Source organism: Brucella thiophenivorans, from assembly GCF_002252445.1.
GTDB lineage: Bacteria > Pseudomonadota > Alphaproteobacteria > Rhizobiales > Rhizobiaceae > Brucella > Brucella thiophenivorans.
The window spans coordinates 1-24,567 of sequence record NZ_NNRJ01000061.1 but is presented as its reverse complement, the minus strand read 5'-3'; the positions used below and the strand labels follow the sequence as shown (position 1 = coordinate 24,567).

The window sequence follows — 24,567 nt, the reverse complement described above, 5'->3', positions numbered from 1 at the left end:
CCAAAAACCGTTTCACACTTTTTGGGATGCGCTCTTAAGTAATCGCCTTACGAACTTGCGCAGAAATCCATTCGGAAATCACAACTGTCGATAGGATAACCAGAAAAATAGTCGTGACTTGAGGCCAAGCCAACATGCTTAGCGATGACTGAAGCTTAAGACCAAGTCCACCGGCTCCGACCAATCCCAAAATCGCCGATTCACGAATATTGATGTCCCAGCGAAACACCGTAATTCCGAGAAACGACGGCAAAACTTGCGGCACGATTGCGTAATCAATCACCTGCATCCGGCTCGCTCCTGTTGCAGAAACTGCCTCTACCTGGCTCTGATCAACTTCTTCAATCGCTTCATAAAGAAGCTTGCCGACGAACCCGATGGATCGCAGAGCGATGGCAATAATGCCCGCAAGCAAACCCGGACCAAGAATAGCAACAAGCAAGAGAGCCCAGATCAACGAGTTGATCGACCGGGAGGCAACAATCACGAAAAGTGCTAATGGCCGGAATATCAACAGGCTTGGCGTTGTGTTTCGTGCTGCCAAAAATGCGATGGGAACAGCAAGAATTGTGCCCGCTGCAGTCCCAAGCGTCGCCATATTCAACGTATCCCACAAAGGAACAAGCAATTCCGGAACGTAAGAAAGACGTGGCGGAAAGGCACGCGAAAGAATATCTGCGCCTTGTCGCGGCGCATCTTCAACAAATGCCCAGATCGTATCTTTCGTCATGATCTGCCAGCAGAACACAAAGAATGCGAAGAGCACAAACCAGCCGCTCCACTGGATCAGTTCAGCACTTGGTTGAAGCTTTCGCCAATGCTTGCGGCCATTGGCCAGAATTGTCGTGGGCATTTACTGTATCCGTTTGCGAATAAGGCTCGAGCCGTATTCGGCGAGCATGACAATAATGATGATAAGGATTAGCACGGCACCTGCGCTGTCATACTCATAACGGTCGATGGAGGTGTTCAGCGTTGCACCGATGCCGCCGGCGCCGACGATGCCGATGACTGCGGATTCACGGAAATTGATGTCGAAGCGATAAAGCGAAAGCCCAATCAACCGTGGCGCAACCTGCGGCTGGACGGCGTAATTGATCAATTGCAACCAAGACGCCCCGGTTGACCTGATTGCCTCGGCCTGTTTCTCATCGATTTCCTCAATAGCTTCAGCAAGCAATTTGGCGATAAAACCAATTGTGGCAAAAGCAAGTGTCAAAAAGCCTGCGAAAGGCCCGAAACCGAACATCGCAACAAGCAGGATCGCAATGATAATTTCCTGAAACGCACGCGATACGGCAATTATTGAGCGACAGATGTAATAAACCGGTGCCGGTGCCATGTTACGCGCAGCGCCGACGCCGATCGGGATAGAGACGATAATTCCAACAATCGTGGAACAAAACGTCATCGTCAGGCTCTCTTGCAGCCCGGCCGCAATATCCCGCCAACGTGTTGTAAAATCAGGGACGAGAAAGCCTTGTAAAAAACGCCATCCCCTATCCATTCCTTCATAAGCACGCGCCCAATTCACGTCGATTGAAGCGGTCGCCACTAAAAAATATAAAATCGCCACGCCATAAACCAGCCAGCGAACAGTCGCGGATTGGATGAATAGGGGCGGTCTTTTCCACGCCTTGGGATATGTTTCAAAACTGGCCTGAGACATCACAGAACGCGCGCCAAGCGATTTTCAACCTGTACCAGTTCGTTGGCCGCAAGGCGTTCTTCATCGGCATCTTCTTCGGCTTGCTTTTGCATCGCAGCCCAATCTTCTTCGCCATAGATACGCGTTAACGCATCTGTATCCAGGTCCGCCGGTGTGCCATCGAAAACCACCTCGCCCGCACGCAGACCGATGATGCGTTCCACAAAAGCCTGAGCAAGCAATACATCGTGAATGTTGATAATCGCCGGCAAGTCCCGTTCTTTGCATATTTCAACGATCAAGCGCATGATTTGTCTTGAGGTTTTTGGATCAAGCGATGCAGTGGGCTCATCAATCAGCAGCAATTCTGGGTCCTGCTCAAGCGCGCGCGCAATGCCGACGCGCTGACGCTGACCACCCGACAATGCATCGGCACGTTTATCAACATGCGCGCTCAATCCCACCCGATCAAGAAGCGCAAACGCATTCTCAACATATGCGGATGGATAACGGCGCAGAAAACTCCGCCAGAATGGAACATAACCCAATCGACCTGAAAGCACGTTTTCCATAACTGTCAGGCGTTCGACGAGCGCATATTCCTGAAAAATCATTCCGATTTTGCGCCGCGCAAGGCGTAGATCACCGCGCGATAATCCCGCAATATCCTTGTCATTGAGAAATATCTGACCGGAACTCGGTTCGATCAGTCTGTTAATGCAACGAATGAGACTGGATTTACCCGCACCAGACGGACCGATAAGCCCGACAACCTGTCCTGATGGTATTTCCAGATTGATGCCATTGAGCGCTTTATCGCCCGTCTTATATGTTTTTGTCAGCCCCGTAATTCTGAGCATTAACGTTCCCGCCTAAAAATAAAGAGAGGCACTGGGTCAAAGATCCAGTGCCCTAAAATTAAGAGAAATTACTTGCAGGCGTAGGAAACGCCATTTGCATCGTCGATCTGACGAATAACGGCCCAATGCTCCTTAAACGTAATCGGAATAAAGGCTTCCTGCGGTGGTTCTGAGGTTCCGAATTCCTTAAGCAACGCGGACCCATCCCAGTCGTAGGAGAAGAATGCTTCTTTGATCTTTTCCTGCAGTTCCGGCTTCAAATTATGGGCAACGCCATAGCCAGTCGTTGGGAAAGTCTGCGATGTGAAGATCGTAACCAGCTGATCGTCCTTGACCACATCACGCGCGACCATGCGCTTGAGCACGGAATTGGCGATTGCCGCAGCCGGGTAATCCTTATTGGCTACACCCAGGATCGAATTATCGTGCTTGCCAGAGAAGACAGGTTCGAAATCAGTACCTGCGGCGAGATTGTATTCGGCCTTCAGGAGAGCCGAAGGGGCCTTGAACCCGGAATTCGATGTTTCCGAGGTAAAAGCGAGCTTTTTTCCCTTAATATCTTCAATCTTTTCAATGCCGGACTGAGGATATGTGATGATTTCCATTTCATAGCCAAACTCACCATTTTTGGATGCCATCATAGCGAAAGGACGGAAACCAGCGCAGGCCACGGCAATAGGATTTGATCCTGTGTTGAAGCCCGAAACATGCAAGCGACCAGCGCGCATCGCTTCAATCTGGGCTGCATTTTCCTGAACGGGGAAGAACTGAACTTTCTTGCCTGTCTTGTCAGCCAGATGGTCAAGGAAGCCTTTCCACACATCGGCATAAACAGCAGGATCTTCCACTGGCGTATAAGCAAATACCAGCGTGTCCGGATCGACGAGTTTGCTTTCATCCGTTGGAATGTCAGCCACCATATCACCGTCTGCATCAACGTAGCGGCTATCGAGCTTAAATTCTGCGTAAGCCGGCACAGAGAATATCGCCGTTGACAGCGCAAGTGCTGCTAGAATTCTGTTCATTGAGATCAGCCCCGTTCAAAATATTGTTTTCAACGGGTTTCATATGTTTTGCTTATGTTACAGCATTATGAAAGATGGAATTTTCAGAAGAATTTGTTCTGGATAGATTATCTAATTTCACCATCTTTTTAGACTTCGAGAGAGCGAAACGCTTCTGTCTTTCTTGGCAGATAAGTTATCTCTTTGATCAATTAAATCAATCATACACCAAATCACCCCGCAATCCCGCAAGGCAAATAAACCAGTTCAGACGTCGAAAAAGCGTATCACAAACGTGTTTAGCTTAAACCATCTGGCGCATGAAAAGCGGTAAGGTCTTTTATTTGCGACGTGATCTTTAGTATAATTTATCTATCGATTTTGTAGGTTTTTAGATCAACTAACATCGTGCTCCGCTCAGAGCGCCGCCCGTTTTGCTGGACGGGCGAAGGACGCTCTAATTTATTGAATATACGCATCATATTCCCCGAAAATCAAAATCGATTTTTGGCTGATACTGTTGCGGAAATTGAGGTTGTGAATGACAAAATTCGAGAATGCGCAAGCCAGTCAGGCTCGCTTTTATGCCATTCGGCTTGAGCCGGGGGATGACGTTGTTAAAGAATTGCGCGCCTTCGTTGATGCGAAAGGTTTAAAGGCCGTATCGATTGTGTCTGTCGTCGGCAGCCTTAATACCGCCCTTCTGCGTTATGCCAATACGGGTGTCTGGGCCGAGGTATCCGGGCATTTCGAAATCGTCTCTCTCGTCGGAACAATCGACGAAAAAGGGGAGCATCTTCATATTTCGCTTTCAGATCGAACCGGCAAGACAATCGGCGCTCATTTTGGTGTCGGATCAGCCGTCTACACCACAGCCGAAATTATTCTGGCTGAACTCGAAGACCTCAGCTTCCGCCGAGAATTATGCGCAAAGTCCGGCTGGGAAGAACTGATCGTCGAACCAAGACAACAATCTGAATAAGCAAATTTTAACAGGGGGTAAGCCGATGACGGCTATAGCAAAAACTCATTTCGATACGCGGATACTCGCGCTCATCGCTGTGGCGATTGTGATCAATATTGTCGGTGGACAGCTCAACGATCTGCTGCGGCTGCCAATCTTCCTCGATTCCATCGGCACCATACTGGTGGCTGTGCTGGCGGGGCCAATTGCAGGCGGCTTAACCGGTCTTCTCACAAATCTTATAATCGGGCTGATCTTCGCACCAGTCGCTGCTGCTTTCGCACCCGTCGCACTGGTCATTGGCGTTGTTGCGGGTCTTTTGGCTCGTGCTGGCTGGTTCAGAACATTCTGGCAGGCAGCGTTGTCCGGTGTTGTGATTGCCGCTGCTCTTACCGTGGTTGCAGTGCCTATCCGTATTTATCTGTTTGGTGGGGTGACGGGTTCAGGCGCTGACTTCTTCATCGCCTATCTGGCAAATGTCGGACAGACCTTGTTAAGCTCGGTCGCAGTCACAGTATTCACCGCCAATATCGCCGATAAGGTCATCAGCGCGCTTCTGGTCTGGGCCATCATCAGCAAGCTTCCCGAACGCCTGTCATCCGGCTACTCCTATTTGAAATATAGCCGCAAAGCATGAGTTCACATAATTCCTTTATTTTCAGCCCGGGGGAGAGCATTCTCCACCGGGCTAACCCATTGACCAAGCTTGCCTTGCTTGTCTGGATCATTGCGCTGTCATTCGTGCTGTCATGGCCAGCGCTCTGGCTATCCAGCTTCATTCTGGTGGCACTGTCCATACCGTTCGGCTTTAAGGGAAAAGTGCTCAAGCGCTTCGCTCTGTTATCACTGCCGTTTGTGCTCGCTGTTTTCATTTTTCATGGACTAATTCTCCCGCAGAATGATTTTATATCAACTGGTTATCTAAGATACAGCGCTGACGGATTGGCCCATGCGGCTCTGCTTTCAGGGCGCATTTCGCTGATGCTGGCGGGCTCCCTGCTTTTTGTATCATCAACACATCCATCTACATTACTGCGGGCGTTCGATGTGGCACGCTTTCCTCCCGGCGTTTCCTATCTGCTGGCTTCCCCGCTCCTGCTTCTTGATGAGTTCGGCGCGCGCGCCAAGGCCATCCAAGACGCGCAACGTTCAAGAGGACTGAATACGGAATCCGGCGTAAAATCGCGCCTGAATGCATTGTCGATGCTGGTTGTGCCTTTGGTCACGAGTGCACTCTCGGACGCCCATGAACGCGCAGACGTTTTGAACGCCCGCGGATTTCGCGCATTGCCCTATAGAACAACCCTTCACGCCCAAAAAGACAGCGGTAGTGAAAAGCAATTCCGCCGTGTGCTTTATCTGTTATCGGTCCTGCAAATTGGCTATGCATTATGGCGTTGATTGAAGTTTTAGATCTGAGTTTGGCTTTTGGCGATCAAACTATTCTGCACGACGTGAGTTTCGAGATTAATAAGTCTGAGCGACTTGCAATTTTGGGCGGCAACGGTTCTGGAAAGTCTTCTCTTGGCCGCCTGCTTGCTGGCTGGAATGTAAATTCTACGACCTCTGGAAATGTACTTTTCAAAGGACGTCCGTGGAAGGACTATTCAAGCTCCGAACGTGCCTCAGCAATACAACTCGTGGGGCAAATTCCGGTCCAGCATCTTTCAGGCCGGGCTTTCACGGTAGAAGAAGAAATTGCTTTTGGGCCAGAGAATTTAGGTCTCCCCGCCCATGAAATCCGTAAACGTGTTGACTTCGCAGTCGATGTCACCAATCTCGGCCATTTGTTAGAGCGCAGTCCGTTTAGTCTTTCAGGCGGAGAGCAGCAACGCCTTGTCATCGCTGCGTCTCTGGCTTTAAAACCGCAAGTACTTGTTCTGGACGAACCATTTACGAATCTCGATCCTGAATCCCGTGATGCCATGCTTAATGTGTTTGATGGACTGTCGTCCGATCTGACAATCATCTTGCTCGAAACCAACCCAAGTCTCGCAGCAACACTTGCAGAGCGCTTCATATTTTTAGATAATTCGACCATTTTTGCGGAAGGCAATGCGCGTGAGGTTTTATTCAACCCGCAACTTGTAGAACGTCTTGGATTACCCGCCGTGACGCAGGCGATTGTTTCCTTTTTGGGCGAAAAACACAAATTAACCAGCCCAACAACGCTTCCGATCGGACCCGCAGAGTTCGATGCTTTCATTGAAAGTCTCAGCAATGTTAAAAATTAATCGCCTTTGGTTTGTCTATCCATCCTCTACCCCACTATTTGATGATCTTAACGCTACACTCTATCCCGGAGACGTTCTGGCAATCATCGGCAGAAACGGCGCGGGAAAAAGTACGCTTTTGCGATTGCTGAACGGGCTTCTGAAACCACTAAGCGGCCATGTTGACGTTGATGGTAAAAATCTGTCGGAACTTAAGATACACGAAATTGCTCGCCATATCGGCACTGTCTTTCAAAGCCCTGAACAACAGCTTTTTGCTTCGACAGTTGAAGACGAGATTGCCTTTGGACCAAAACAATTCGGGCTGGAACAACAACAGATTGACGCAAGAGTTTCGGCGGCACTCGAAAGAACAGGACTTTCATCCTTCACAAGCCACCACCCACTTGATCTCGATTATGCGAGCCGTCGTTTTCTGACGCTCGCCTGCGTATTAGCCAACAGCCCGGATATATTGCTTCTTGATGAGCCTCAACGCGGCTTGGACAGAGGGTGGACCGAACGTCTTGAGCAGATCATTGCGGAAGAAAAACAATCGGGGCGCATTGTCATTCTGGTGTGTCACGACATGGATTTTGTTGAGCGCAATGCGACGGTTATTCTGCCACTCGGTGGGAAAACGATCAAACAACAAACCGTCAGCGACTTCTTTTCCGATAAAGCTCTGGTCGAAGATACAAGCGTTGAAACACCGTGGAAAATAAGAATTCGACAGGCGGTGCATCGCAAAAAGACGCTTTTGGTCGGCTGACCTTTCTTCTTTTCAAGCCGATTTTCTCAAGCGGGAAATCATTAGAAGACCTGCCAAAGCACCTGCTGTGCAAAAGACAAGAAACACCCAGCCCGATAAGGCACCAGCATGAATACCGGATAACAGCACGCCAACGGTGCAACCCAACCCAGTCATGCACCCCAGCCCATAGGGACTTCACCTATAAAACGCTCTGCCAATCCTTTTAACGATGGCCATGACGGCCTGAATTGCCCGGCAATCAAAGCAGAAGCAAAGCTGGACAAAACAAGACCAATCACAAATACCCCGTTCGGAGAAAGCAGGGCAGTTTTGACAGCACAGATACACCCACGAACGGTATCAAGGCCAATAAGGGTTTCGGGTATGAGCGATGAGGACGAAGCTGCAGTTCGGACGAGACTTCCCAGTTCTGCAGTGACACCGAGACGGGCAACGCGCAAATAGGCGAATGCACTTATAGCTGCCACAAGCAGTCCTGTTATAATGGGTGGCCAGCGTTTCACAAAAATGGCTTCGGCGTTGCTGATATTCTTTGCGCTGCTACGATCTCTGTCGTCATTCTTGGATCGTTTAAGAACAAAGATTGCGATTGAAGCCAAAACAGCCAGAGAAATAACCGTCGTAAAAACATAGCCAAAAATGCCGGGGAGCCAGATGGCCGGGTCACTATAGACGGTCAATGTGTAGAGGTTGTTCCACGTCAAAAAAACCATTAGAAAACCAATACCCGCACCGATAAGTGCTGCGATAGAACCGAAAGCTCCCTCACCAAGTCGATAGAAATGGGCTGATAGGCATGAGCCCGATATAGCCATGCCAAGCCCGAAAACGAGTGATGCTGAAGCAAGCACGACCCCTACCGGCCCGATATGCGCGCCGGGCGGCAGGCGGTCTGGCTGTGGAATGGGAACCCATGCTCCCAACACGATCTGATAGAGAACTATCCCGCCAGCCAGTGCTATGATGATAGACAAAATGCCTGTGGGATCACGATCTTCTACAAAATCGCGTAAATTACAGAGAAAGCAAAAACGCCCTCTTTGCAGTACAATGCCAAATGCGCATCCCGCCAGCAACGAGAACGACAGCGCTCTGCCGGGCGCATCGCTTGCTAGAAAAATACTCCAGAGAACCAGTGCTGCGAGGATAAAAACCGCGCTCATCCGGGAGAGTGCTAGGCGCATGCGACAACCATTCATTTGATAAGCCTGATGGACGAAGTCGTAAGGCTTCGTCCATTTCGAGCCATTCTGATGCATTGAACCGTAATTACTTGCCGGTCCAGACAGTGCCCGCGAGATTGGTAACCGGCACGCCTACAGCATTTCCATATTCGGTCCACGAGCCATCATAGTTGCGGACATCGTAACTGAGGATCTTTTTCAGTGCGAACCATGTATGGCTCGAGCGCTCACCAATACGGCAATAGGTAATGACCGGCTTTGAACCATCAATGCCCTGTTCGGCATAGATCACCTTGATCTCCTCAGGCGATTTAAATGTGCCATCCTCGTTGACGATTTTGCCCCAAGGGACGTTAACCGTTCCCGGTATATGCCCTGCGCGAACAGAGAGTTCCTTCACGCCTTCCGGGGCGAATATCTTGCCGGAATATTCGTCAGCCGAGCGAATATCGACAAGCTTGGCTTCACCTTTGCCTTCGGCAACCGAAACCACATCTGCAAACCGTGCACGCACAGAATTATCACGCTCGGGAAGTTCGATGGTTGAATCTGCATAATCGTGCGCTGCCGTATCGAGCGGCAGGCCTTTTGCCTCCCAGAGCTTACGTCCACCATCAAGCAGTTTTACCTGATCACCAAGGCCATAGACTTCGAATATCCATGATGGGGTTGACGCCCCTCGGCGGCATCGATGTGCCATAGTGGGTGGTGTTTAAACAGCCACGAGAAGAGGAGGCGTCCGCAATGGAAGTTAGCATAATTGGTCTTGATCTGGCGAAGAATGTTTTTCAGGTTCACGGTGCTGATGCCGCTGGCGCTGTTGTTTTGCGCAAACAGCTTCGGCGGAACAAAGTCCTTGAGTTTTTCTCCAGGCAATCGCCATGTTTTGTCGCTATGGAAGCGTGTGGTGGTGCGCATTATTGGGCGCGCGAAATCGGTAAACTGGGCCACAACGTCAAGCTGATTTCGCCTCAATAGGTGAAGCCCTTTGTAAAGCACCAAAAGAATGACATGGCAGATGCTGAGGCGATTTGCGAGGCAGCGCAGAGACCGACTATGCGCTTCGTTGCAGTCAAGAGTGAGGAACAGCAAGCGGTTCTGCCGTGTTCCGTGCCCGGGATTTACTGGTCCGCCAACGCACCCAGCTCATCAATGCGCTGCGGGGCCAGCTTGCCGAATATGGCTGGATCGTTGCTCAGGGGACTTCGCATGTCGCAAGGCTTGTCGCGGTTGTCGATGATCCCACAAGTGGGCTGCCGCAAGCCGCACGTGCTGTGTTTGCAATCATGGGATCACGCTGAGGGCTCTTGCTCCTGACCCTGCCATCTTCACCAAGGGACGTGACTTCGCCGCTTGGCTGGGGCTGACGCCATTACAAAATCGACCGGCGGTAAACAGAGACTGGGAGCCACGTCGAAGATGGGGGAGCGAACCTTGCGGCGTTTGCTCATTATCGGAGCGAGTACCGTGGTGATGCATGCAGTGCGTAAGGGCGCCCCAAAGGGATCGTGGCTGGCGCGCATGATTGCGTGCAAACCACGTATGCTGGTTGTCGTAGCCCTTGCCAACAAGATGGCTCGGATTGTCTGGGCACTGATGGCAACGGGTGAAATTTACAAAGCTCCGGCGGTGATGCAGTAGTCGTTCACCGTTAGAGCCGTCGTAAGGGTGTAGGACAGACAAAGGATTATATGGCGTAACAGTTGATGAGACGGGATCAGAAAAACCAGTTTGGTGCATCGTGCTCAAGCACGCATCCATGATTTGGATCTGGTCCACGAACTCCCATATTGGCCCTGGCATCTAAAAAGCCAACAAAGAGGCCGGACAGATGACAGTGCTCAACTACACTCCATAAAATCAAAATTTGTCTTGCATTCTAGGGGGCGTCCACAGATGCACCCCAAGCCGCGAACCAGTTATTGTTGTCGCCATAAAGAACAATTGTTGTATCCTTATCGACGCCTGCATCGCGAAGAAGCTTCTCAAAAGATTCACGCGTGGCGATATCGCGCTTTTCCGGATCAACAAGGTCCGTGTGCCAGTTCAGATGAGCCGCACCCGGAATATGTCCGCGCTCATAAACACCTGCATCGACGCTCACCTCGAAGACACGAACATTCGCACTTTTGAGATTATCCTGCAACCAATCAGCTTTAACGAGCGCATCAGATGCCGAGGCCGAACCAGCAAAGGTGATCGCGGCAACAGCACTGAAAAACAGCGACTTTAAATTTAATTTCCCCACCATAAATATCTCCAAGATTGATAAAACCCGGAGATAATATTAATTACATCACCAATGATAATAAGGCATAATATTCTATTCTAAAATATACTATAGAAATATTTATCGGCGATGAAGCGTTGAAAAATGGTTGAGGCACCTTATTCCTTCACTCTTACTTCCGCCCGGAACAAGCTTTTTGATAACAGCTAGAGCGCGTGGCGCTTAATCGTATCCACCGCGCTCGCTCTATCCATCTGTTTTTAAGCATGTCTCCAAAAACCGGTTCCCACCTTTGGCAGACATGCGCTAAATCATCCGCGTGATGATTGCCTTGATTTCCTGCTCAAAGAAATCCGAAAATGTTGCAATGCGCGGCGGCAATTTCTGAAACGGCGGATAGTAAAGCGTGAGCCAAAGTTGTGGCGGCGACCATTCCGGTAATATCTGAACCAGACGTCCAGTGCGCAGATGCTCAGCTACGATAAACACCGGCAACATAGCAACGCCTGCCCCATCGGCCGCCATGTTCGCCAGCACCTCACCGTTATTTGCACTGATCATGCGGCCAGCTGAAACCGTAATCGTCGCATTCCCGTCGGATAGCACCCAGTTTTCGCGCCTGCTTTCAGAACTATAACCAAGGCAGCCATCTGTAGAAAGCTCGGTCGGATGCCTTGCATCAACATAAGGCGTACCGGGTGCTGCCACCAGAATACGCTTGATCGCGCTGATCTTGCGCCAAATCGTGAACTTATCCGATGGCGCACCTGAAATACGGATCGCAAGATCAAAATCCTGCTCAACAATATCAAGCATATGATCAGTAAGAGAAAGCTCTACTTCAATCCTTGGGTAAAGTTCTCGAAATGCAGAAAGGATTTGTGGCAAAACCTGCTGACCAAGAGACATAGGCGCATTGATCCGCAACCGTCCCTGATCGGCCTTGTGCACATTCATCAGTTCCAGTCTTGCTTCCTCCAGCGCATTGACCGCAGGCTCGATACGCGCCGCAAACACGGCACCATCGCTCGTCAACGAAACCTGTCTTGTCGTCCGCACGAAAAGCTGGACACCCAGCCCTTCCTCAAGTGCTGCAATCGTGCGGGTCACGGAGGCGGGCGTCATATCCAATTCTCGTGAAACTTGCGCAAAATTGCGCTTTTCAGCGGCCAGCAGAAAGGTTTTCAGCGCCTTGAGCTCATTCATATCAATTATTGCATCCTGCGTAATAGAATAGAAATTATTGCATCAATTGTTGTTAACGATCAATCTTATTAGATTTGCCTCAACAAGATTTCGAAGCGGACATACCGCAGAAAGGCAAATATCATGCTCAACCAGATCAAGGGCCTTCACCACGTCACATCAATGGCAGCCGATGCCCGCCAGAACAACAGCTTCTTTACCGACACACTCGGCCTGCGTCGTGTGAAAAAGACTGTCAATTTCGATGAACCAAGTGTCTATCACCTTTATTACGGCGATGAAGTCGGCACCCCCGGCTCCGTCATGACTTATTTCCCGTTCCCAAACATCGTTCGCGGTCGTCCGGGCGTCGGCGAAGTAGGCGAAACAGAATTTTCCGTACCAAAAGGATCGCTTGGTTTCTGGAAAGACCGTCTGGTTGCAAATGGCGTAACCGGACTTGAAGCAGACAGCATCTTTGGTGCTGAACGTCTGCGTTTTCAGGGACCGGATGGCGATGGTTTTGCGCTTGTTGAGACGACCGATGACAAGCGTGCGCCATGGATCAGCGCTGGCGTATCTGAAGATGTCGCCATCCGGGGCTTCAGCGGTGCGCGCGTGCGTCTTCACGATATTGATGCCAGTGCAGAACTGCTCAAATTCATGGGCTATGAACGTGTTGAAACCCAAGGCAATGTCAGCCGCTTCATCATCCCGAATGGTAATGGCGCCGATACGATTGACCTCGAAGCTTTACCTTCGGCGCAGGCTGCACGTCAGGGCGCAGGCTCTGTGCACCACATCGCCTTTGCGGTGCCGGATCGTGCCGCACAGCTTGAAGTGCGCAAAGCGCTGTTGGATACCGGCTATAACGTGACGCCGGTGATTGATCGCGACTATTTCTGGGCGATCTATTTCCGCACACCGGGCGGCGTGTTGTTTGAAGTGGCCACCAATGAGCCCGGCTTTGACCGCGACGAAGATACGGCACATCTTGGCGAAGCACTCAAACTGCCGAGCCGCTATGAGGCATATCGCGATCGCATCGAAGCCAATCTTATCCCTCTAACCGAAAAATAATCGGCTGCCTCCGGCTGTGCCGGAGGCCTTTACCGTTGGAGGATCATCATGAGCAGAAACGATTATCACACCTTCCGACAAGAAGGTGTGGCTAGCTCCTCGATTGTCATCGCATTGCATGGAACTGGCGGCAACGAGCATCAGTTCACCGGCCTTATCCAGCAAATACTTCCCGATGCGGGCATTGTTGCACCGCGTGGTAACGTTTCAGAATTCGGTGCGAACCGCTTCTTTCGACGTACTGGTGAAGGCGTCTATGATATGAATGACCTTAATTTACGCACCGCGAAAATGCTGGCGTTTGTTAGCGACATTCGTCAGCAGAACCCGGAGCGCGAAATCTATGCTCTCGGCTATTCGAATGGAGCCAATATTCTCGCATCCATGCTGTTTCGCGATCCGCGATTATTCGACCGTGCCGCACTCATGCACCCGCTAATCCCGTGGACACCGGAACCCCAGCCTGAACTTGCCGGTAAACGGGTTTTGATTACTGCGGGTCATGCCGATCCGATCTCACCGCTCAAGCTCTCGCAAGGCCTGATCGATTGGTTCAAAACGCAAGGTGCAAAGGTTGAAACGCTTATCGCACCGGGCGGGCACGAAATCCGTCCTGCTGAGCTTGAAAGCCTTACAAACTTCCTGCGCTCAGCCTGATCAGGCATATTATAAAAAGCGCCCAATCTAAAAAAATGAAACCTCGGTGCGTTGTGCGCATCGAGGCTTTTTGCATTTCCGGTTTTGATCCACTCCATCATTATTACATATAACGCAATATAATAAGAATTATTGTCACAATTGTTGTCAATTATAAATCCGACTAGTTTGAGTTCAACAAGCTCGAAGTCCTCACCCCACTCAACAGCCAGATTATCTTCATTGATCATCAGCACAGATGGCTTTTGGTGTTCAGTCCAATGATCGTCAGGTTTTGAAAAACAACACTGCCGGACTGGCAAAAGCAGCCAAGGTTTTCAATATTCCGACCGTTATCACCACCGTCGAAACCGATAGCTTTTCAGGTCAGACCTATCCTGAGCTTCTTGATGTCTTCCCTGATGTTCCGCTTCTTGAGCGTACCTCAATGAACTCCTGGGATGATCTAAAAGTCCGCGAAGCGCTTGCAAAAGGTGCAGCCGATGGCCGTAAAAAGATTATCGTTTCGGGTCTCTGGACTGAAGTCTGCAATACCACTTTCGCGATTTCCGCTATGAATGATACCGATTACGAAATCTATGTGGTTGCCGATGCATCCGGTGGCACTTCGCTTGAAGCACATAACTATGCGATGGACCGCATGGTTCAAGCTGGCGTTATCCCTGTTACATGGCAGCAGGTTCTGCTTGAGTGGCAGCGCGACTGGGCACACCGCGAAACCTATGATGCCGTCATGAACATCGAGCGTGAACATTCAGGTGCTTATGGCATGGGCGTCGATTATGCCTATACGATGGTTCACGGCTCAAACTGGCGCAGCCAGCACAATGCGCCGCGACTTGCTCCAAAGCCAGCACTTTAAATTATGAATAGGCCCGGCATCTCAGGCGGGCAAACATGACCCGGTGTTTCTATACACCCCCCCCCGAAAACCACGCATAATATGTGCAGGTGCGCTGCATCCCTCCCCTCAATGCATCTGATTTTCGAGAAAGAAACAAGATGACAGCCGCCACTTCTCCGAAACAGGACGCCTCCTCCGGCCCGTTGAGCTTTCACGTTTTCAGAGCGCTTTGGATAGCCACAATCATATCCAATATCGGCACATGGATGAACGATGTCGGCTCCGCATGGCTGATGACCTCACTCTCGCCAAGCCCGATGTTCGTGGCACTTGTGCAAGCTGCAACAACCTTGCCGATGTTCCTGCTCGCTCTTCCTGCAGGTGCCATGGCAGACATCGTCAATCGTCGAAAACTGCTGTTGAGCGCACAGGTTCTGGGGCTTAGGGTTGCCGCAACGTTTGCATTGCTGACCGCAATGGGCTGACACCCCCTTGGATGCCGCTCGGTGTCACTTTTGTGCTTGGCATATCTGCAGCACTCAGCGCCCCGGTCTTTCAGGCAATTGTGCCAGAACTCGTCGACAAACAGGCGCTTCCCGATGCGGTTATGCTGAACAGGCTTGGCGTCAATATCTCTCGTGCCATCGGCCCGGCATTTGGCGGTGTCATTGTTGCAATCGCCGGGATTCCTGCTGTCTTCGCCCTCAATGCGGTTTCTATAATTGCGGTTCTGATCGTCCTTGTTTTCTGGAAACGCACTCCCTTTCAATCAGCACTCCCGCCAGAGCATCTCTTCGGCGCACTACGCGCTGGCTATCGCTACGCACGCCACTCGGCTGCCATGCGCCTTGTTCTGATCCGCTCGGCTGGATTATTTCTATTTGGCAGTGCACTTTGAGCGATATTGCCGCTCGTGGGTAGTCGCGAATTGGGGCTTGATGCGGCTGGCTATGGCGCATTGCTTGGATGCATGGGTGCGGAAGCCGTTCTAGGTGCACTTCTTCTCAAAAAACTGCGCAAGAATGTTACGGCAAACACAATCTCCATCTGGGCAACACTGCTGTTTTCTTTCGCAACGCTCACATTAGCTCTGGTGCCAAATGCATGGATTGCAGGCGGTGTGTTGTTCCTTGCTGGCCTTGCACGGATCGGCATGCTGACTTCGCTCAAAGTTGCAGCCCAAATGGCTTCACCCGGCTGAGTTAAGGCACGTGCACTCGCCGTCTATCTGCTGGTCTTTCAGGGCGCAAAGACCGGCGGCAGCATCCTTTGGGGTACGATTGCATCGCGCTTCAATGTGACAACTGCTCTCGTTGTCGCTGCCATTGCCTTGGTTATTTCATTGGTTCTCGCTCGCATATGGCAACTGCCAAAGGACGCAACAACCGATCTCGCGCCTTCAAACCATTGTGCAGAACCCGTCATGGCTGTTCGTCCTGAAGGTGATCGCGGGCCGGTATTGATTGAGATCGAATATAAGATCGAACCACAGCGCTTTGTCGAATTCACAGCAGCCTTGCGCAAGTTCAGCGCAGTCCGCTACCGCGATGACGCAATAAGGTGGGATGTGTGGGAAGATGTTGCCGTTCCCGGTCGTGTTGTTGAAGCCTTTATCGTCGAAAGCTGGATTGAACACCAGCGCCAGCATGCCCGCGTCACTCATTCCGATCAATTGAACCAAAGCACAATCAACGATTTTCATCTTGGCGACAACCAGCCTGTTGCCCGCCTTCTGCTGAAGCCTGTTTAAGAACTATTTGCTGGAGATACCTTCTTCCAAATGACATCCTCCACCAATCGATTATGTATTGAGACGAACTGCTCCCACTATGTGTGGGGGCAATTTATTGAAGCTCAGATTATAGCAAACCAGAGCTAATCGGCACCCCGCTCACGGCGTCGGCGCTTCCATGGCCATTCGCCATCGATTTCTGCTTCGAGAGAGAAACTAAGAAAGGTTCTGATTAGAACGATCAGCCCCAGCAAGCCAACGCTTTCCCATGTAAGCGGGGAAATAATCGTAGCAATAATATCGGCACCAATGAGAATTTCGAGGCCAAGCAGAATGCCCCGGCCAAGATTTGCGCGGTAACGTGTATATGCAGTTTCACCGGAAAGCGTAAACACGTCTTTGAGATAGCCAAGCGTTGCAACCGCCACACCAATCAAGATCACGGCTACACCAAAGAACTCGAGAGCAGATGCCATCGGCTCCAGTATTGGAGCAATCAAACTGACAAATTCGCCGCGTTCAGCACCAACATTCATTCTAAAGCTTCCCTCGCCCGTTCCGGAAACTGGGAGCTTAATCAGAAAAGCTTAAAAAAATGCGGCGGGTTTTCCCACCGCATCATAGCCAGATCACCGAATCTTAGGCGAATGCACTGACTTTGCGAGACCGTGCTAACGCCAGCTCACACAGCCCAGCAAGCGCACCCCAATGCGCCAAAAAAACCTTAAGGTCAGCAATCTGCAAATGCGACCCCCAAGCGCTCGCATGATCATGCCCATGCACGCCACAACTATTTGAACAACCACATGTCGAGATTGCAGTTCGACGAAGGCTGTGCCTGCCAGCACCATCCGGCTCACCCCATGCTGCATAACCACCGAATTTACGAACCAGTGACCAGTCTGGCATCGCAGGCGACACGGGATTTTCATCCAACTCATTGAATGCTTTCGCGCCATAGACAATCTTGCCACCGACCATAGATATCGCGATTATTATAGGAGGTATCGTCCAGTGTTCCGGTCGATGAATAGATACCTTTTGGAACAACACGATTTCCATGTTTGTATGTCGATGCCGACAAGCGGTAATCAAAGCCGTTCTTGTTTCCCGACACTGCAGCCCAGCTCTGCCAGCCTTTGCTTACAGAGAAATAGCTGCCACCGGCCTCTGCCTGAATAGGCTTATCAGCTCCTTTTTTGGTCGTGATATTGACCACACCGCCAATTGCCTTTGCGCCATAAAGAACGGAAGAAGGTCCTTTTACCACCTCGATACGCTCAATCGTGTAGAGATCAACCAGAATAGGCGTTCCATAGGTGCTATGATCGGTAATTTCCTGCCCGTCGACAAGTATCGTAACGCGACGTGACCTCTCACCGCGAATGCGCAGACGCTTCATTCCGGCAACGGATTCATCGCTCACCTCGACACCCGGTATATCGCGCAGAAGCTCAGCAACGCTGTCAGTGGGGCGACGTTCGATATCTTTTGCATCGATCACCGCGACAGAACGCGGATTATCCTTGATCGCAAGTTCCGTTCGCGTGCCGACCAGAGTAATCCTATCGAGCCACGTCATCGGCGCTGTTTCCTGCGCATAGGCTGATCGAACGCCGATAAATGACGCAGAAAGCAACAAGGCTGCAATGCGTTTATAGCATATCGATTTCAGCTCCGTCCCACCGGAAGTCTGTGCCATATAACCTCTCCAATTATGCTTATATATGGATCGCTCTCACCCGCCGTGAGCGATCAGGCTCTGTGTCGATGTGGTGCAATAATTCTTCTGCCCCACATTGGCCTTACGCAGTTGCTCAAGGGATTTTGCGCAGTCTTCGACGCTTAGATGCTTACGGATGAGTGCACGTTCCCCATCCAAGCTCACGAGAAAACTGTATCGCGGCGGGTCTTCTGGCATCGAATGATCAAAATCATCGAACTGTGCGGAACTGTAAAAACAACCAGCTTCTTTAAGCTTGGTTTCGCCGCCTTCTAAAACAGGGAGAATGCGTTCCAATCGCTCCAAACATTCGTCACGCTTATCGATATTGACGAAGGTTGAAGCCCCCCCCTGAAAGAAGGGTCAGGATAATCATAACAACACCAGCATCCATTCTGGTTACTCCTGAAGCGCTTAAGCTCGAAAAAACTGATTAAATAAGTGCCAATGCGAAGAGAGTGATTGGATTGGCACATTGCATACGCCCGGAATCCACGACTGCAAAAGCGCGGCCGATGGTTGCCGGATCACTCAAAATGCGCAGTATAAGCAACGCGACGTCGTCACGGTGAATGAAGCCATGCATTTCCGGATCGTCTGACAAAATCCCCTTGCCGGCTGCAGGCTCTGAAACAAGCCCGCCGGGCCGAACGATTGTCCAGATCAGTTTTGATTTGCGCAGACAGGCTTCGGCTTTCGTTTTGGCATCAACGGCGGCACAGAATGCTACAATTGCGCGTTCCGAACGAAATGGAGCCATTTCTCCGCAGCCAATTGAAGTGGTGAGCACGAAGCGCCGCGTGATCCCGCCTGCGACTGCCGCAGCAATCGCTTTAATATTAGCGTCATCATCCGCACGGCGTCCGTCTTCGGCTTGCCCTCCCAATGTCGAAACCACGTCGATTTCTACGCCAGACTGCGCAAAGGCGCGCGCAACATCTTCAACGCAAACGCGTTACCCCGAATAATTTGCGCGCCGGTTTCCGAAAGTGCTGTGGCATCTGAACCTGCCCGCACCATCGCGACGACGGACCGACCGTTAGCGCAAGCGTGACGCGCCAATTCCAGTCCAACGCCACGGCTTGCACCAAAAATCAGAAGCGTGGACATCTCAGGCATTTCCCGCGCTTGATGCAAAACGGATTGCAAGTTGATTGAAGCGCTCGACCTGATCCTGCGCTAGCTGGCGTTTTTCATCGCGGCCAACATAGACTTTGAAAATCGTCTCGCCATCGCCATTGAAAAACTGGACAGACAATGTGTCCACGCCCATGAAAGGACGGCGAACAAGGAATATCGCCTTGCAGTTTTCGTGGCGCAGATGGCCTGAAAGACCGCTTGATCCGCCTTGCAGATTATACATGCCATGTCCGGGTTTGCCGTGAGGCACAGGTCCGCAAAATTCTACAATCGCGTCTTTGGAATGGCAGATGAAAGTGATGTCACCCCACTCTGCAATATCACTCATCACATCGACAAACTGGCTGCCATCAATGCGCGTGACGCCACCTGCCGGAACACATTCAATAACAGTCTGGATCGGCACATCATATTCGGTGGCGAGACTTTCCAGAATACCATCCGGCTTTTCAGCAATGCTTGCACGGATACGTTGAACTTTTTCTGCATGGTTGAGTGATTGCATGTTTGTCTCCATTCATTGAGGTGGTTAGGCGGCATTGCGGTTAAGCATCAGCCGACCCTGAAGAATGTCCTGAAAAGCGGAAATGAGATTGGCGTACCAGAAACGTCCAGCGACACTGAGCTCAATAATGTTATCGTGAAAAGTGAGCAGCCCTGCGCGCTGCGACTGCAAGACAAGCGGCACAACATCACTCGATGAAAGCCTGTGATCGGCAAGCTGCAACAATTGAGCAAATGTCGAGAAAGCCCACTTCAAAACTTGCCGTTATAAAATTGCGCAGATGCTGATTGCCGTCAGCTTTGTTCAACATGCCAAGCGGCTTAAAGCCTGCTTTGAAGCTCTCGGAATAGCTGCCCAGATCGCTTTTTAAACCATAGATATAAGGCCCGATTGAACCACCGGCACCAGAACCAAAGGTAAGGCAATCAGCACCTTCCTTAATCAGAATATTATAGAGATTAAGCTCGCGGGTGGTTCGTCCCCAATGATTGTTGGTTAGCTGCCGCCAGTTGCGGCGGCGGAAAAATTCAACGCCGGTCTGATAAAGAATACCGATGTCACCCAATCCGGCTGCTGCGGGAAATTTGCCTGCGGAAATTGCAGTAAAAAGCGGAGTGCCGGGAATAAGATTGAGTCCATAAAGGTCGATACCATCAGGACAAAGTTCTGCTGCTGTTTCAATATCCCGTCTCCAGACATCAAGCATTTGCCCTGGTAATCCATAGATCAGATCAATGATCAGCGCTGCTTGATCACGATCTCTAATACCTTCCAGAAATCCGATCACATCCTCGCGACTGGCCTTTCGACCTTGTCGCCGCCGCACGTCGGTATCAAAGCTCTGAACACCGACTGAAAATCGGTTCACACCCGCTTCAAGACAGCATCAATCTTATCATCCGTGAAATGGATGATGCGCCCCTCGACGGTAATTTCGCAGTCAGGCGCAAGCGGCAGTTCCTTGCGTATGGTGATCAGTAGTCGGGATAATTCGTCAGCAGAAAGCGCTGTGGGCGTACCGCCGCCCAGATAAACCGCATGGAGGGGATTATCACGCAGTGCTGGCTTGGAAGCATCACGGCATATCTCGTCTATAAGCAGATCGACATAGCCTGACGCAGTTTGGGGAACATAGGCATTGCGGTAGAAGCCACAAAACAGGCAGTGATTGGCGCAGAATGGAACGTGGATATAGGCAAGACGCTTGCCGCGCGCCGATGGTTTTGACAGAATATCAATCCATGCATGTTGCAAATCATCGCATTCAAGTTTTGACGTACCTCGAAACGGCATAACCGCACGGCGTTTTGAAAACGCATCTTTTAGCGGATTTGTGCCGTCTTCATTGGCAAAATAGCTCTGAATGTCGAAGTCTGGCATCATGCAAGACTGCCCCCATGCGTAATCTCTTATGCTGGGGAGCTGTAAGGCAATTTAAACATGAGTTATTTGCGCCGGAACAAATAACTTGATAATTGGAATCAACTTATAACTTGGCGTTTTAACGACACGGTAAAGCCCGCCATTTGGCGGGCTTTGTTTATTGTTTATGCGCCGTAAGGCACCCAGATATTTTTGACTTGTGTGGCTCTGCGCAGGTAATCACGGCCTTGCGCTTCTTGCGTGTTGCTCCAGTTGGGCAGACGACCATTGCTGACCCAGGTGGCCTTGAGGTTTCCAGCCGATGTTTTTTCGACCATGCCACTGCCTTCCTTGGAGCCAAAATACCAAAGCGCTGCCACTTCATCATGTTCGGTCAGGGTCTTGGTCAGCAGATCGCGCTCGCCGGTGACGATGTTGATGACACCGCCCGGCACATCCGAGGTATCAAGCAGTTGATAGAAATCGCCGGCAATCAGCGGATGACGGCTTGAAGGCACGACCACCGTGCGATTGCCCATGGCAATGGCAGGCAGTACCAGCGAGATAAGCGAGAGCAGCGGCGCTTCATCCGGGCAGACAATGCCCATCACGCCCCATGGTTCGTTCATGGCGAGTGTCACATGGCGTGATTTGGTGGCATGCACCGCACCATCGAACTTATCGGCCTGCGCTGCATAATAAAAGATGCGGCGCAGCGATGCTTCGACTTCCTCGGTGGCTTTTTTGTCGCTGATGCCGGTGCTTTCAACAAGGCCATTGATGAAGGCATTGCGACGTGCATCAAGGTTTTCGCCAAGATAATAGAGCACCTGCGCACGGTTATGGGCCGTGGCACTGCTCCAGCTTGATGCCTTGGCTGCTGCCTCAACCGCATTGCGAATGTCTTTGCGGTTGCTGATGCCCGCTTGACCAATCACGGCACCGCCTTTGCCGGTGACCGAATAGCTGTAACCACTATCGGGACGCGCCTGCTTGCCGCCAATATAGTTCTTCATCGTCCGGTCAATGCCATTGATGACGATCTTGTCCGTGCTCGATGGCAAAGCGGATGGGATAAAGGCCTCGGTCGTCGCTTTGGGTGCGACGAGTGCTTTTTCCCAATCGGCAGTGAGATATTCATAAAGGCCTTCACGTGCGCCTTCACGACCGTAACCGCTTTCGCGATAGCCGCCAAAACCTGCACCAGCATCCAGCATATTGGTGCAATTGATCCAGACAACACCGGCTTTCACCCGCGCTGCAAGATCAAGCGCGACATTGATATTTTCCGACCAGATGGAAGCCGCCAGACCGTAACGGGTATTGTTGGCGAGAGCGACGGCTTCATCGGGCGTGCGGAAACTTGTAGCAGCGGCAATCGGGCCAAAGATTTCCACCTGACAGACCGTTGCCGCCTGATCAACCTCGGTGAAGAAACCGGGCGCGATATAATTACCCTTGGCAGGCAGCGGGTTTGGCGTCTGCCAAAGCTGGCCGCCTTCCTCAATGCCTTTCTGGATCAGATCGGAAATCCGTTTTACCTGTGCAGGCGAAACAATCGCGCCCACATCAGTGGATTTATCGAGTGGGTCACCAACACGTAAAGTCTCAAGCCGCTTTCTCAGCTTGGCATAAAAGCGCTCGGCAATGCCTTCCTGCACCAGAAGGCGTGAACCCGCACAGCAGACTTCACCCTGATTAAACCAGATCGCATCGACCACGCCTTCAACGGCGGCATCAAGATCCGCATCTTCAAACACGATGAATGGCGATTTGCCGCCAAGCTCCAGCGAGAGCTTCTTGCCCGAACCTGCAATCTGCTCGCGGATAATGCGGCCCACCTGCGTTGAGCCGGTGAAGGCAACCTTGTCGATGCTGTCATGGCCGCAAACGCTCGCACCCGTAGTGCCATCGCCCTGCACGATATTGACCACACCCGCAGGCAGGCCGACTTCATGGCAGATTTCTGCAAAGGCAATCGCTGTCAAAGGTGTGAGATCGGCGGGTTTTAACACCACGGTGTTACCCGCAGCCAAAGCCGGTGCAATCTTCCATGCCAGCATCAGCAGCGGAAAGTTCCATGGGATCACTTGTCCGCAGACACCAACCGGCGAGAAGCCCCTGAACTCATCTTCGACCATCTCCGCCCAACCGGCATGGTGATAAAAATGACGCACGGCCAATGGAATATCGATGTCGCGGGTTTCACGCAGCGGCTTGCCATTGTCCATGGCTTCGAGAACCGACAAAAAGCGCTCACGCTTCTGGATATGACGAGCAATGGCATAGAGATATTTGGCACGTTCATGGCCGGAAAGTTTCGACCATTTGTTGAATGCGTTGCGTGCGGCTTTCACCGCCTGATCGACATCGTCAGCGGTGCCAAGCGCAATCTCTGCAAGCTTGTCGCCATTGGCAGGATTGGTAACTATGATGGTCTTATGGCCTTCCGGCTTGACGAAAGCACCATTGATATAATGGCCAAACGAGCGGCCATGATGCTCCAGCCACTGCTTCACATCGCCGTTGGCTTCAGGAGAAGGTCCATATTCCATGGTCTTCAGAATGTCCTTGATGGGTCGCATTTATAGTATCCTTACGAGCATTTCCAGCAAAACTGCGTGAGCTTTTTGCGTTCGGAGAATGCGTAAAAGCCAAGTTTAAGCAGCAGCGTGACGGTTGGCGCTCGAATAGCGTCCGGTCACAAAATGCTCCAATTGTCGTTCAATATCGCCAAGCATCGATGAAGCACCGAGGCGGAACAGATCGGGTTCCAGCCAGCGATTGCCGAGTTCTTCCTTCATCAAAGTGAGCCAGGCCAGCGCATCCTTGGCCGTCTTGAGACCACCAGCAGGCTTGAACCCGACGATCTGGCCGGACAGTTCGCCATAATCACGCAAGGCCCGTACCATGGTCAGACTGACCGGCAGCGTCGCATTGACATCTTCCTTGCCGGTCGAGGTCTTGATGAAGTCTGATCCTGCCTGCATGGCCACCATCGAAGCGCGATAGACATTGGTGAGCGTGTTGAGATCACCGGTCGCAAGAATTGCTTTCATATGCGCTTCCCCACAGGCTTCGCGCATCGCGGCAATCTCGTCATAAAGCGCTGACCAGTTCTGTGTCAGAACATGCTCGCGCGTAATCACAATGTCGATCTCATCGGCACCCTGCTCGACCGCATAGGTGATCTCGGCCAATCGCAGCGGCAAAGGCGTCAGTCCTGCCGGAAAGCCAGTGGCAACCGAGGCGACAGGAATGCCGGAACCTTGGAGCGCCTTGACCGCATGTGGAACCATGGTCGGATAAACGCAGACAGCACCGGTGGTAATACCAGCATCGCCAAGCCCCAAGGCTTCCAGAATATCATCGCGCACCGGACGCCGCGCTTTGGCACAGAGCCTGCGCACACGGCCCTCGGTGTCATCACCCGCAAGCGTGGTCAGATCAATGCACTCAAT

General features: G+C 51.4%; 24 protein-coding genes and 6 pseudogenes. 10 read left to right on the top strand and 20 right to left on the bottom strand.

Translation table 11 applies throughout. The annotated features are described in order from the left end of the window. Positions 1-34: 34 nt before the first annotated feature. The 4 genes from phnE (CEV31_RS18730) to phnD form a co-directional block, all read right to left on the bottom strand. The gene (gene phnE / locus CEV31_RS18730; RefSeq protein WP_094509409.1) at positions 35-853 is read right to left on the bottom strand and encodes a phosphonate ABC transporter, permease protein PhnE; all 819 of its coding nucleotides are present in this window, start codon (positions 851-853) and stop codon (positions 35-37) included. Beyond that, a complete protein-coding gene (gene phnE, locus CEV31_RS18725; protein ID WP_094509406.1) occupies positions 854-1,669 on the bottom strand; it encodes a phosphonate ABC transporter, permease protein PhnE in 816 nt (271 codons plus the stop codon). It lies immediately after the preceding gene. After that, a complete protein-coding gene (phnC, locus tag CEV31_RS18720; protein WP_094509404.1) occupies positions 1,669-2,508 on the bottom strand; it encodes a phosphonate ABC transporter ATP-binding protein in 840 nt (279 codons plus the stop codon). The genes phnE (CEV31_RS18725) and phnC overlap by 1 nt, the downstream gene beginning before the upstream one ends. Positions 2,509-2,576: 68 nt before the next feature. Further along, positions 2,577-3,533, bottom strand: coding sequence for a phosphate/phosphite/phosphonate ABC transporter substrate-binding protein (gene phnD / locus CEV31_RS18715; protein ID WP_094509402.1), 957 nt, complete (start codon positions 3,531-3,533; stop codon positions 2,577-2,579). A gap of 520 nt (positions 3,534-4,053) precedes the next feature. On the opposite strand from phnD, the gene CEV31_RS18710 reads away from it, so the two are divergent. The 5 genes from CEV31_RS18710 to CEV31_RS18690 are packed head-to-tail and all read left to right on the top strand — an operon-like array spanning position 4,054 to position 7,461. Further along, positions 4,054-4,494: a PPC domain-containing DNA-binding protein gene (locus CEV31_RS18710; RefSeq protein WP_094509400.1), complete on the top strand. Its 441-nt coding sequence runs from the start codon at positions 4,054-4,056 to the stop codon at positions 4,492-4,494. A gap of 25 nt (positions 4,495-4,519) precedes the next feature. Further along, positions 4,520-5,113, top strand: coding sequence for an ECF transporter S component (locus CEV31_RS18705; RefSeq protein WP_235818173.1), 594 nt, complete (start codon positions 4,520-4,522; stop codon positions 5,111-5,113). Continuing rightward, on the top strand, positions 5,110-5,877 hold the full coding sequence (locus tag CEV31_RS18700; protein WP_094509398.1) for an energy-coupling factor transporter transmembrane component T family protein: 768 nt from the start codon (positions 5,110-5,112) through the stop codon (positions 5,875-5,877). The genes CEV31_RS18705 and CEV31_RS18700 overlap by 4 nt, the downstream gene beginning before the upstream one ends. Then, a complete protein-coding gene (locus CEV31_RS18695) occupies positions 5,868-6,710 on the top strand; it encodes an energy-coupling factor ABC transporter ATP-binding protein (RefSeq protein ID WP_094509396.1) in 843 nt (280 codons plus the stop codon). The genes CEV31_RS18700 and CEV31_RS18695 overlap by 10 nt, the downstream gene beginning before the upstream one ends. Next, on the top strand, positions 6,697-7,461 hold the full coding sequence (locus tag CEV31_RS18690; protein WP_169717402.1) for an energy-coupling factor ABC transporter ATP-binding protein: 765 nt from the start codon (positions 6,697-6,699) through the stop codon (positions 7,459-7,461). The genes CEV31_RS18695 and CEV31_RS18690 overlap by 14 nt, the downstream gene beginning before the upstream one ends. A 152-nt stretch (positions 7,462-7,613) precedes the next feature. On the opposite strand, the gene CEV31_RS18685 is transcribed toward CEV31_RS18690, so the two are convergent. Further along, positions 7,614-8,627: a YeeE/YedE family protein gene (locus tag CEV31_RS18685; protein ID WP_328587698.1), complete on the bottom strand. Its 1,014-nt coding sequence runs from the start codon at positions 8,625-8,627 to the stop codon at positions 7,614-7,616. 106 nt (positions 8,628-8,733) lie between these two features. Then, a pseudogene (locus tag CEV31_RS18680) lies at positions 8,734-9,324 on the bottom strand (sulfurtransferase); the annotation flags it as partial. Between the two features lie 68 nt (positions 9,325-9,392). On the opposite strand from CEV31_RS18680, the pseudogene CEV31_RS21590 reads away from it, so the two are divergent. Continuing rightward, positions 9,393-10,289: pseudogene (locus tag CEV31_RS21590) on the top strand (IS110 family RNA-guided transposase). A 256-nt stretch (positions 10,290-10,545) separates the two neighbouring features. Here CEV31_RS21590 and CEV31_RS18670 read toward each other — a convergent pair. Next, positions 10,546-10,899 (bottom strand): annotated as a pseudogene (locus CEV31_RS18670) (sulfurtransferase); the annotation flags it as partial. Positions 10,900-11,184: 285 nt separating this feature from the next. After that, complete coding sequence (locus tag CEV31_RS18665) at positions 11,185-12,084, bottom strand: LysR family transcriptional regulator (protein WP_094509390.1); 900 nt, start codon at positions 12,082-12,084, stop codon at positions 11,185-11,187. A gap of 123 nt (positions 12,085-12,207) precedes the next feature. Between CEV31_RS18665 and CEV31_RS18660 the strand changes: the two genes are divergently transcribed. The 4 genes and pseudogenes from CEV31_RS18660 to CEV31_RS18645 all read left to right on the top strand — a co-directional run bounded on the left by CEV31_RS18660 (position 12,208) and on the right by CEV31_RS18645 (position 16,394). After that, positions 12,208-13,143, top strand: coding sequence for a VOC family protein (locus tag CEV31_RS18660; protein ID WP_094509388.1), 936 nt, complete (start codon positions 12,208-12,210; stop codon positions 13,141-13,143). Positions 13,144-13,191: 48 nt separating this feature from the next. Beyond that, the gene (locus CEV31_RS18655; RefSeq protein ID WP_094509386.1) at positions 13,192-13,800 is read left to right on the top strand and encodes an alpha/beta hydrolase; all 609 of its coding nucleotides are present in this window, start codon (positions 13,192-13,194) and stop codon (positions 13,798-13,800) included. 212 nt (positions 13,801-14,012) lie between these two features. Beyond that, positions 14,013-14,662 (top strand): annotated as a pseudogene (locus CEV31_RS18650) (hydrolase). A gap of 140 nt (positions 14,663-14,802) precedes the next feature. Then, positions 14,803-16,394: pseudogene (locus tag CEV31_RS18645) on the top strand (MFS transporter). Between the two features lie 125 nt (positions 16,395-16,519). On the opposite strand, the gene CEV31_RS18640 reads toward CEV31_RS18645, so the two are convergent. The 12 genes and pseudogenes from CEV31_RS18640 to deoC all read right to left on the bottom strand — a co-directional run. Then, complete coding sequence (locus CEV31_RS18640) at positions 16,520-16,912, bottom strand: DUF1622 domain-containing protein (RefSeq protein ID WP_094509384.1); 393 nt, start codon at positions 16,910-16,912, stop codon at positions 16,520-16,522. A gap of 146 nt (positions 16,913-17,058) precedes the next feature. Beyond that, positions 17,059-17,363, bottom strand: a pseudogene (locus tag CEV31_RS18635) (amidohydrolase); the annotation flags it as partial. Further along, on the bottom strand, positions 17,314-17,958 hold the full coding sequence (locus CEV31_RS18630) for a TonB-dependent receptor plug domain-containing protein (protein ID WP_235818179.1): 645 nt from the start codon (positions 17,956-17,958) through the stop codon (positions 17,314-17,316). The gene CEV31_RS18630 and the pseudogene CEV31_RS18635, both read right to left, overlap by 50 nt. Positions 17,959-18,114: 156 nt before the next feature. Beyond that, on the bottom strand, positions 18,115-18,396 hold the full coding sequence (locus CEV31_RS18625; RefSeq protein ID WP_094509380.1) for a hypothetical protein: 282 nt from the start codon (positions 18,394-18,396) through the stop codon (positions 18,115-18,117). A gap of 136 nt (positions 18,397-18,532) precedes the next feature. Continuing rightward, a complete protein-coding gene (locus tag CEV31_RS18620) occupies positions 18,533-18,997 on the bottom strand; it encodes an NAD(P)H-binding protein (RefSeq protein WP_235818171.1) in 465 nt (154 codons plus the stop codon). Positions 18,998-19,005: 8 nt separating this feature from the next. After that, positions 19,006-19,209 carry a Rossmann-fold NAD(P)-binding domain-containing protein gene (locus CEV31_RS18615; RefSeq protein WP_094509376.1) on the bottom strand — a complete coding sequence of 68 codons (204 nt, stop codon included), beginning with the start codon at positions 19,207-19,209 and terminating at the stop codon, positions 19,006-19,008. A gap of 1 nt (position 19,210) precedes the next feature. Then, the gene (hutX, locus tag CEV31_RS18610; protein WP_094509593.1) at positions 19,211-19,744 is read right to left on the bottom strand and encodes a heme utilization cystosolic carrier protein HutX; all 534 of its coding nucleotides are present in this window, start codon (positions 19,742-19,744) and stop codon (positions 19,211-19,213) included. A gap of 24 nt (positions 19,745-19,768) precedes the next feature. Next, entirely contained in the window at positions 19,769-19,927 is a 159-nt protein-coding gene (locus CEV31_RS21180; protein ID WP_169717401.1) for a hypothetical protein, read from the bottom strand. 4 nt (positions 19,928-19,931) lie between these two features. Continuing rightward, a complete protein-coding gene (locus CEV31_RS18605) occupies positions 19,932-20,612 on the bottom strand; it encodes a hypothetical protein (protein ID WP_094509374.1) in 681 nt (226 codons plus the stop codon). Then, positions 20,609-21,127 (bottom strand): radical SAM protein, encoded by a 519-nt coding sequence (locus CEV31_RS18600; protein WP_094509372.1) that lies wholly within the window; start codon positions 21,125-21,127, stop codon positions 20,609-20,611. The genes CEV31_RS18605 and CEV31_RS18600 overlap by 4 nt, the downstream gene beginning before the upstream one ends. Positions 21,128-21,291: 164 nt before the next feature. Then, complete coding sequence (locus CEV31_RS18595) at positions 21,292-23,691, bottom strand: aldehyde dehydrogenase family protein (protein ID WP_169717400.1); 2,400 nt, start codon at positions 23,689-23,691, stop codon at positions 21,292-21,294. Between the two features lie 75 nt (positions 23,692-23,766). Continuing rightward, positions 23,767-24,567, bottom strand: an 801-nt coding sequence (gene deoC, locus CEV31_RS18590) for a deoxyribose-phosphate aldolase (protein WP_143850987.1), incomplete at its 5' end; no start/stop codon positions are given.

Coding starts and splice junctions, on each gene's coding strand:
- phnE (WP_094509409.1), bottom strand. CDS start 853: ATGCCCACGACAATTCTGGCCAATGGCCGCAAGCATTGGCGAAAGCTT.
- phnE (WP_094509406.1), bottom strand. CDS start 1,669: ATGTCTCAGGCCAGTTTTGAAACATATCCCAAGGCGTGGAAAAGACCG.
- phnC (WP_094509404.1), bottom strand. CDS start 2,508: ATGCTCAGAATTACGGGGCTGACAAAAACATATAAGACGGGCGATAAA.
- phnD (WP_094509402.1), bottom strand. CDS start 3,533: ATGAACAGAATTCTAGCAGCACTTGCGCTGTCAACGGCGATATTCTCT.
- CEV31_RS18710 (WP_094509400.1), top strand. CDS start 4,054: ATGACAAAATTCGAGAATGCGCAAGCCAGTCAGGCTCGCTTTTATGCC.
- CEV31_RS18705 (WP_235818173.1), top strand. CDS start 4,520: ATGACGGCTATAGCAAAAACTCATTTCGATACGCGGATACTCGCGCTC.
- CEV31_RS18700 (WP_094509398.1), top strand. CDS start 5,110: ATGAGTTCACATAATTCCTTTATTTTCAGCCCGGGGGAGAGCATTCTC.
- CEV31_RS18695 (WP_094509396.1), top strand. CDS start 5,868: ATGGCGTTGATTGAAGTTTTAGATCTGAGTTTGGCTTTTGGCGATCAA.
- CEV31_RS18690 (WP_169717402.1), top strand. CDS start 6,697: ATGTTAAAAATTAATCGCCTTTGGTTTGTCTATCCATCCTCTACCCCA.
- CEV31_RS18685 (WP_328587698.1), bottom strand. CDS start 8,627: ATGAGCGCGGTTTTTATCCTCGCAGCACTGGTTCTCTGGAGTATTTTT.
- CEV31_RS18665 (WP_094509390.1), bottom strand. CDS start 12,084: ATGAATGAGCTCAAGGCGCTGAAAACCTTTCTGCTGGCCGCTGAAAAG.
- CEV31_RS18660 (WP_094509388.1), top strand. CDS start 12,208: ATGCTCAACCAGATCAAGGGCCTTCACCACGTCACATCAATGGCAGCC.
- CEV31_RS18655 (WP_094509386.1), top strand. CDS start 13,192: ATGAGCAGAAACGATTATCACACCTTCCGACAAGAAGGTGTGGCTAGC.
- CEV31_RS18640 (WP_094509384.1), bottom strand. CDS start 16,912: ATGAATGTTGGTGCTGAACGCGGCGAATTTGTCAGTTTGATTGCTCCA.
- CEV31_RS18630 (WP_235818179.1), bottom strand. CDS start 17,958: ATGACGTGGCTCGATAGGATTACTCTGGTCGGCACGCGAACGGAACTT.
- CEV31_RS18615 (WP_094509376.1), bottom strand. CDS start 19,209: ATGTCCACGCTTCTGATTTTTGGTGCAAGCCGTGGCGTTGGACTGGAA.
- hutX (WP_094509593.1), bottom strand. CDS start 19,744: ATGCAATCACTCAACCATGCAGAAAAAGTTCAACGTATCCGTGCAAGC.
- CEV31_RS18600 (WP_094509372.1), bottom strand. CDS start 21,127: ATGATGCCAGACTTCGACATTCAGAGCTATTTTGCCAATGAAGACGGC.
- CEV31_RS18595 (WP_169717400.1), bottom strand. CDS start 23,691: ATGCGACCCATCAAGGACATTCTGAAGACCATGGAATATGGACCTTCT.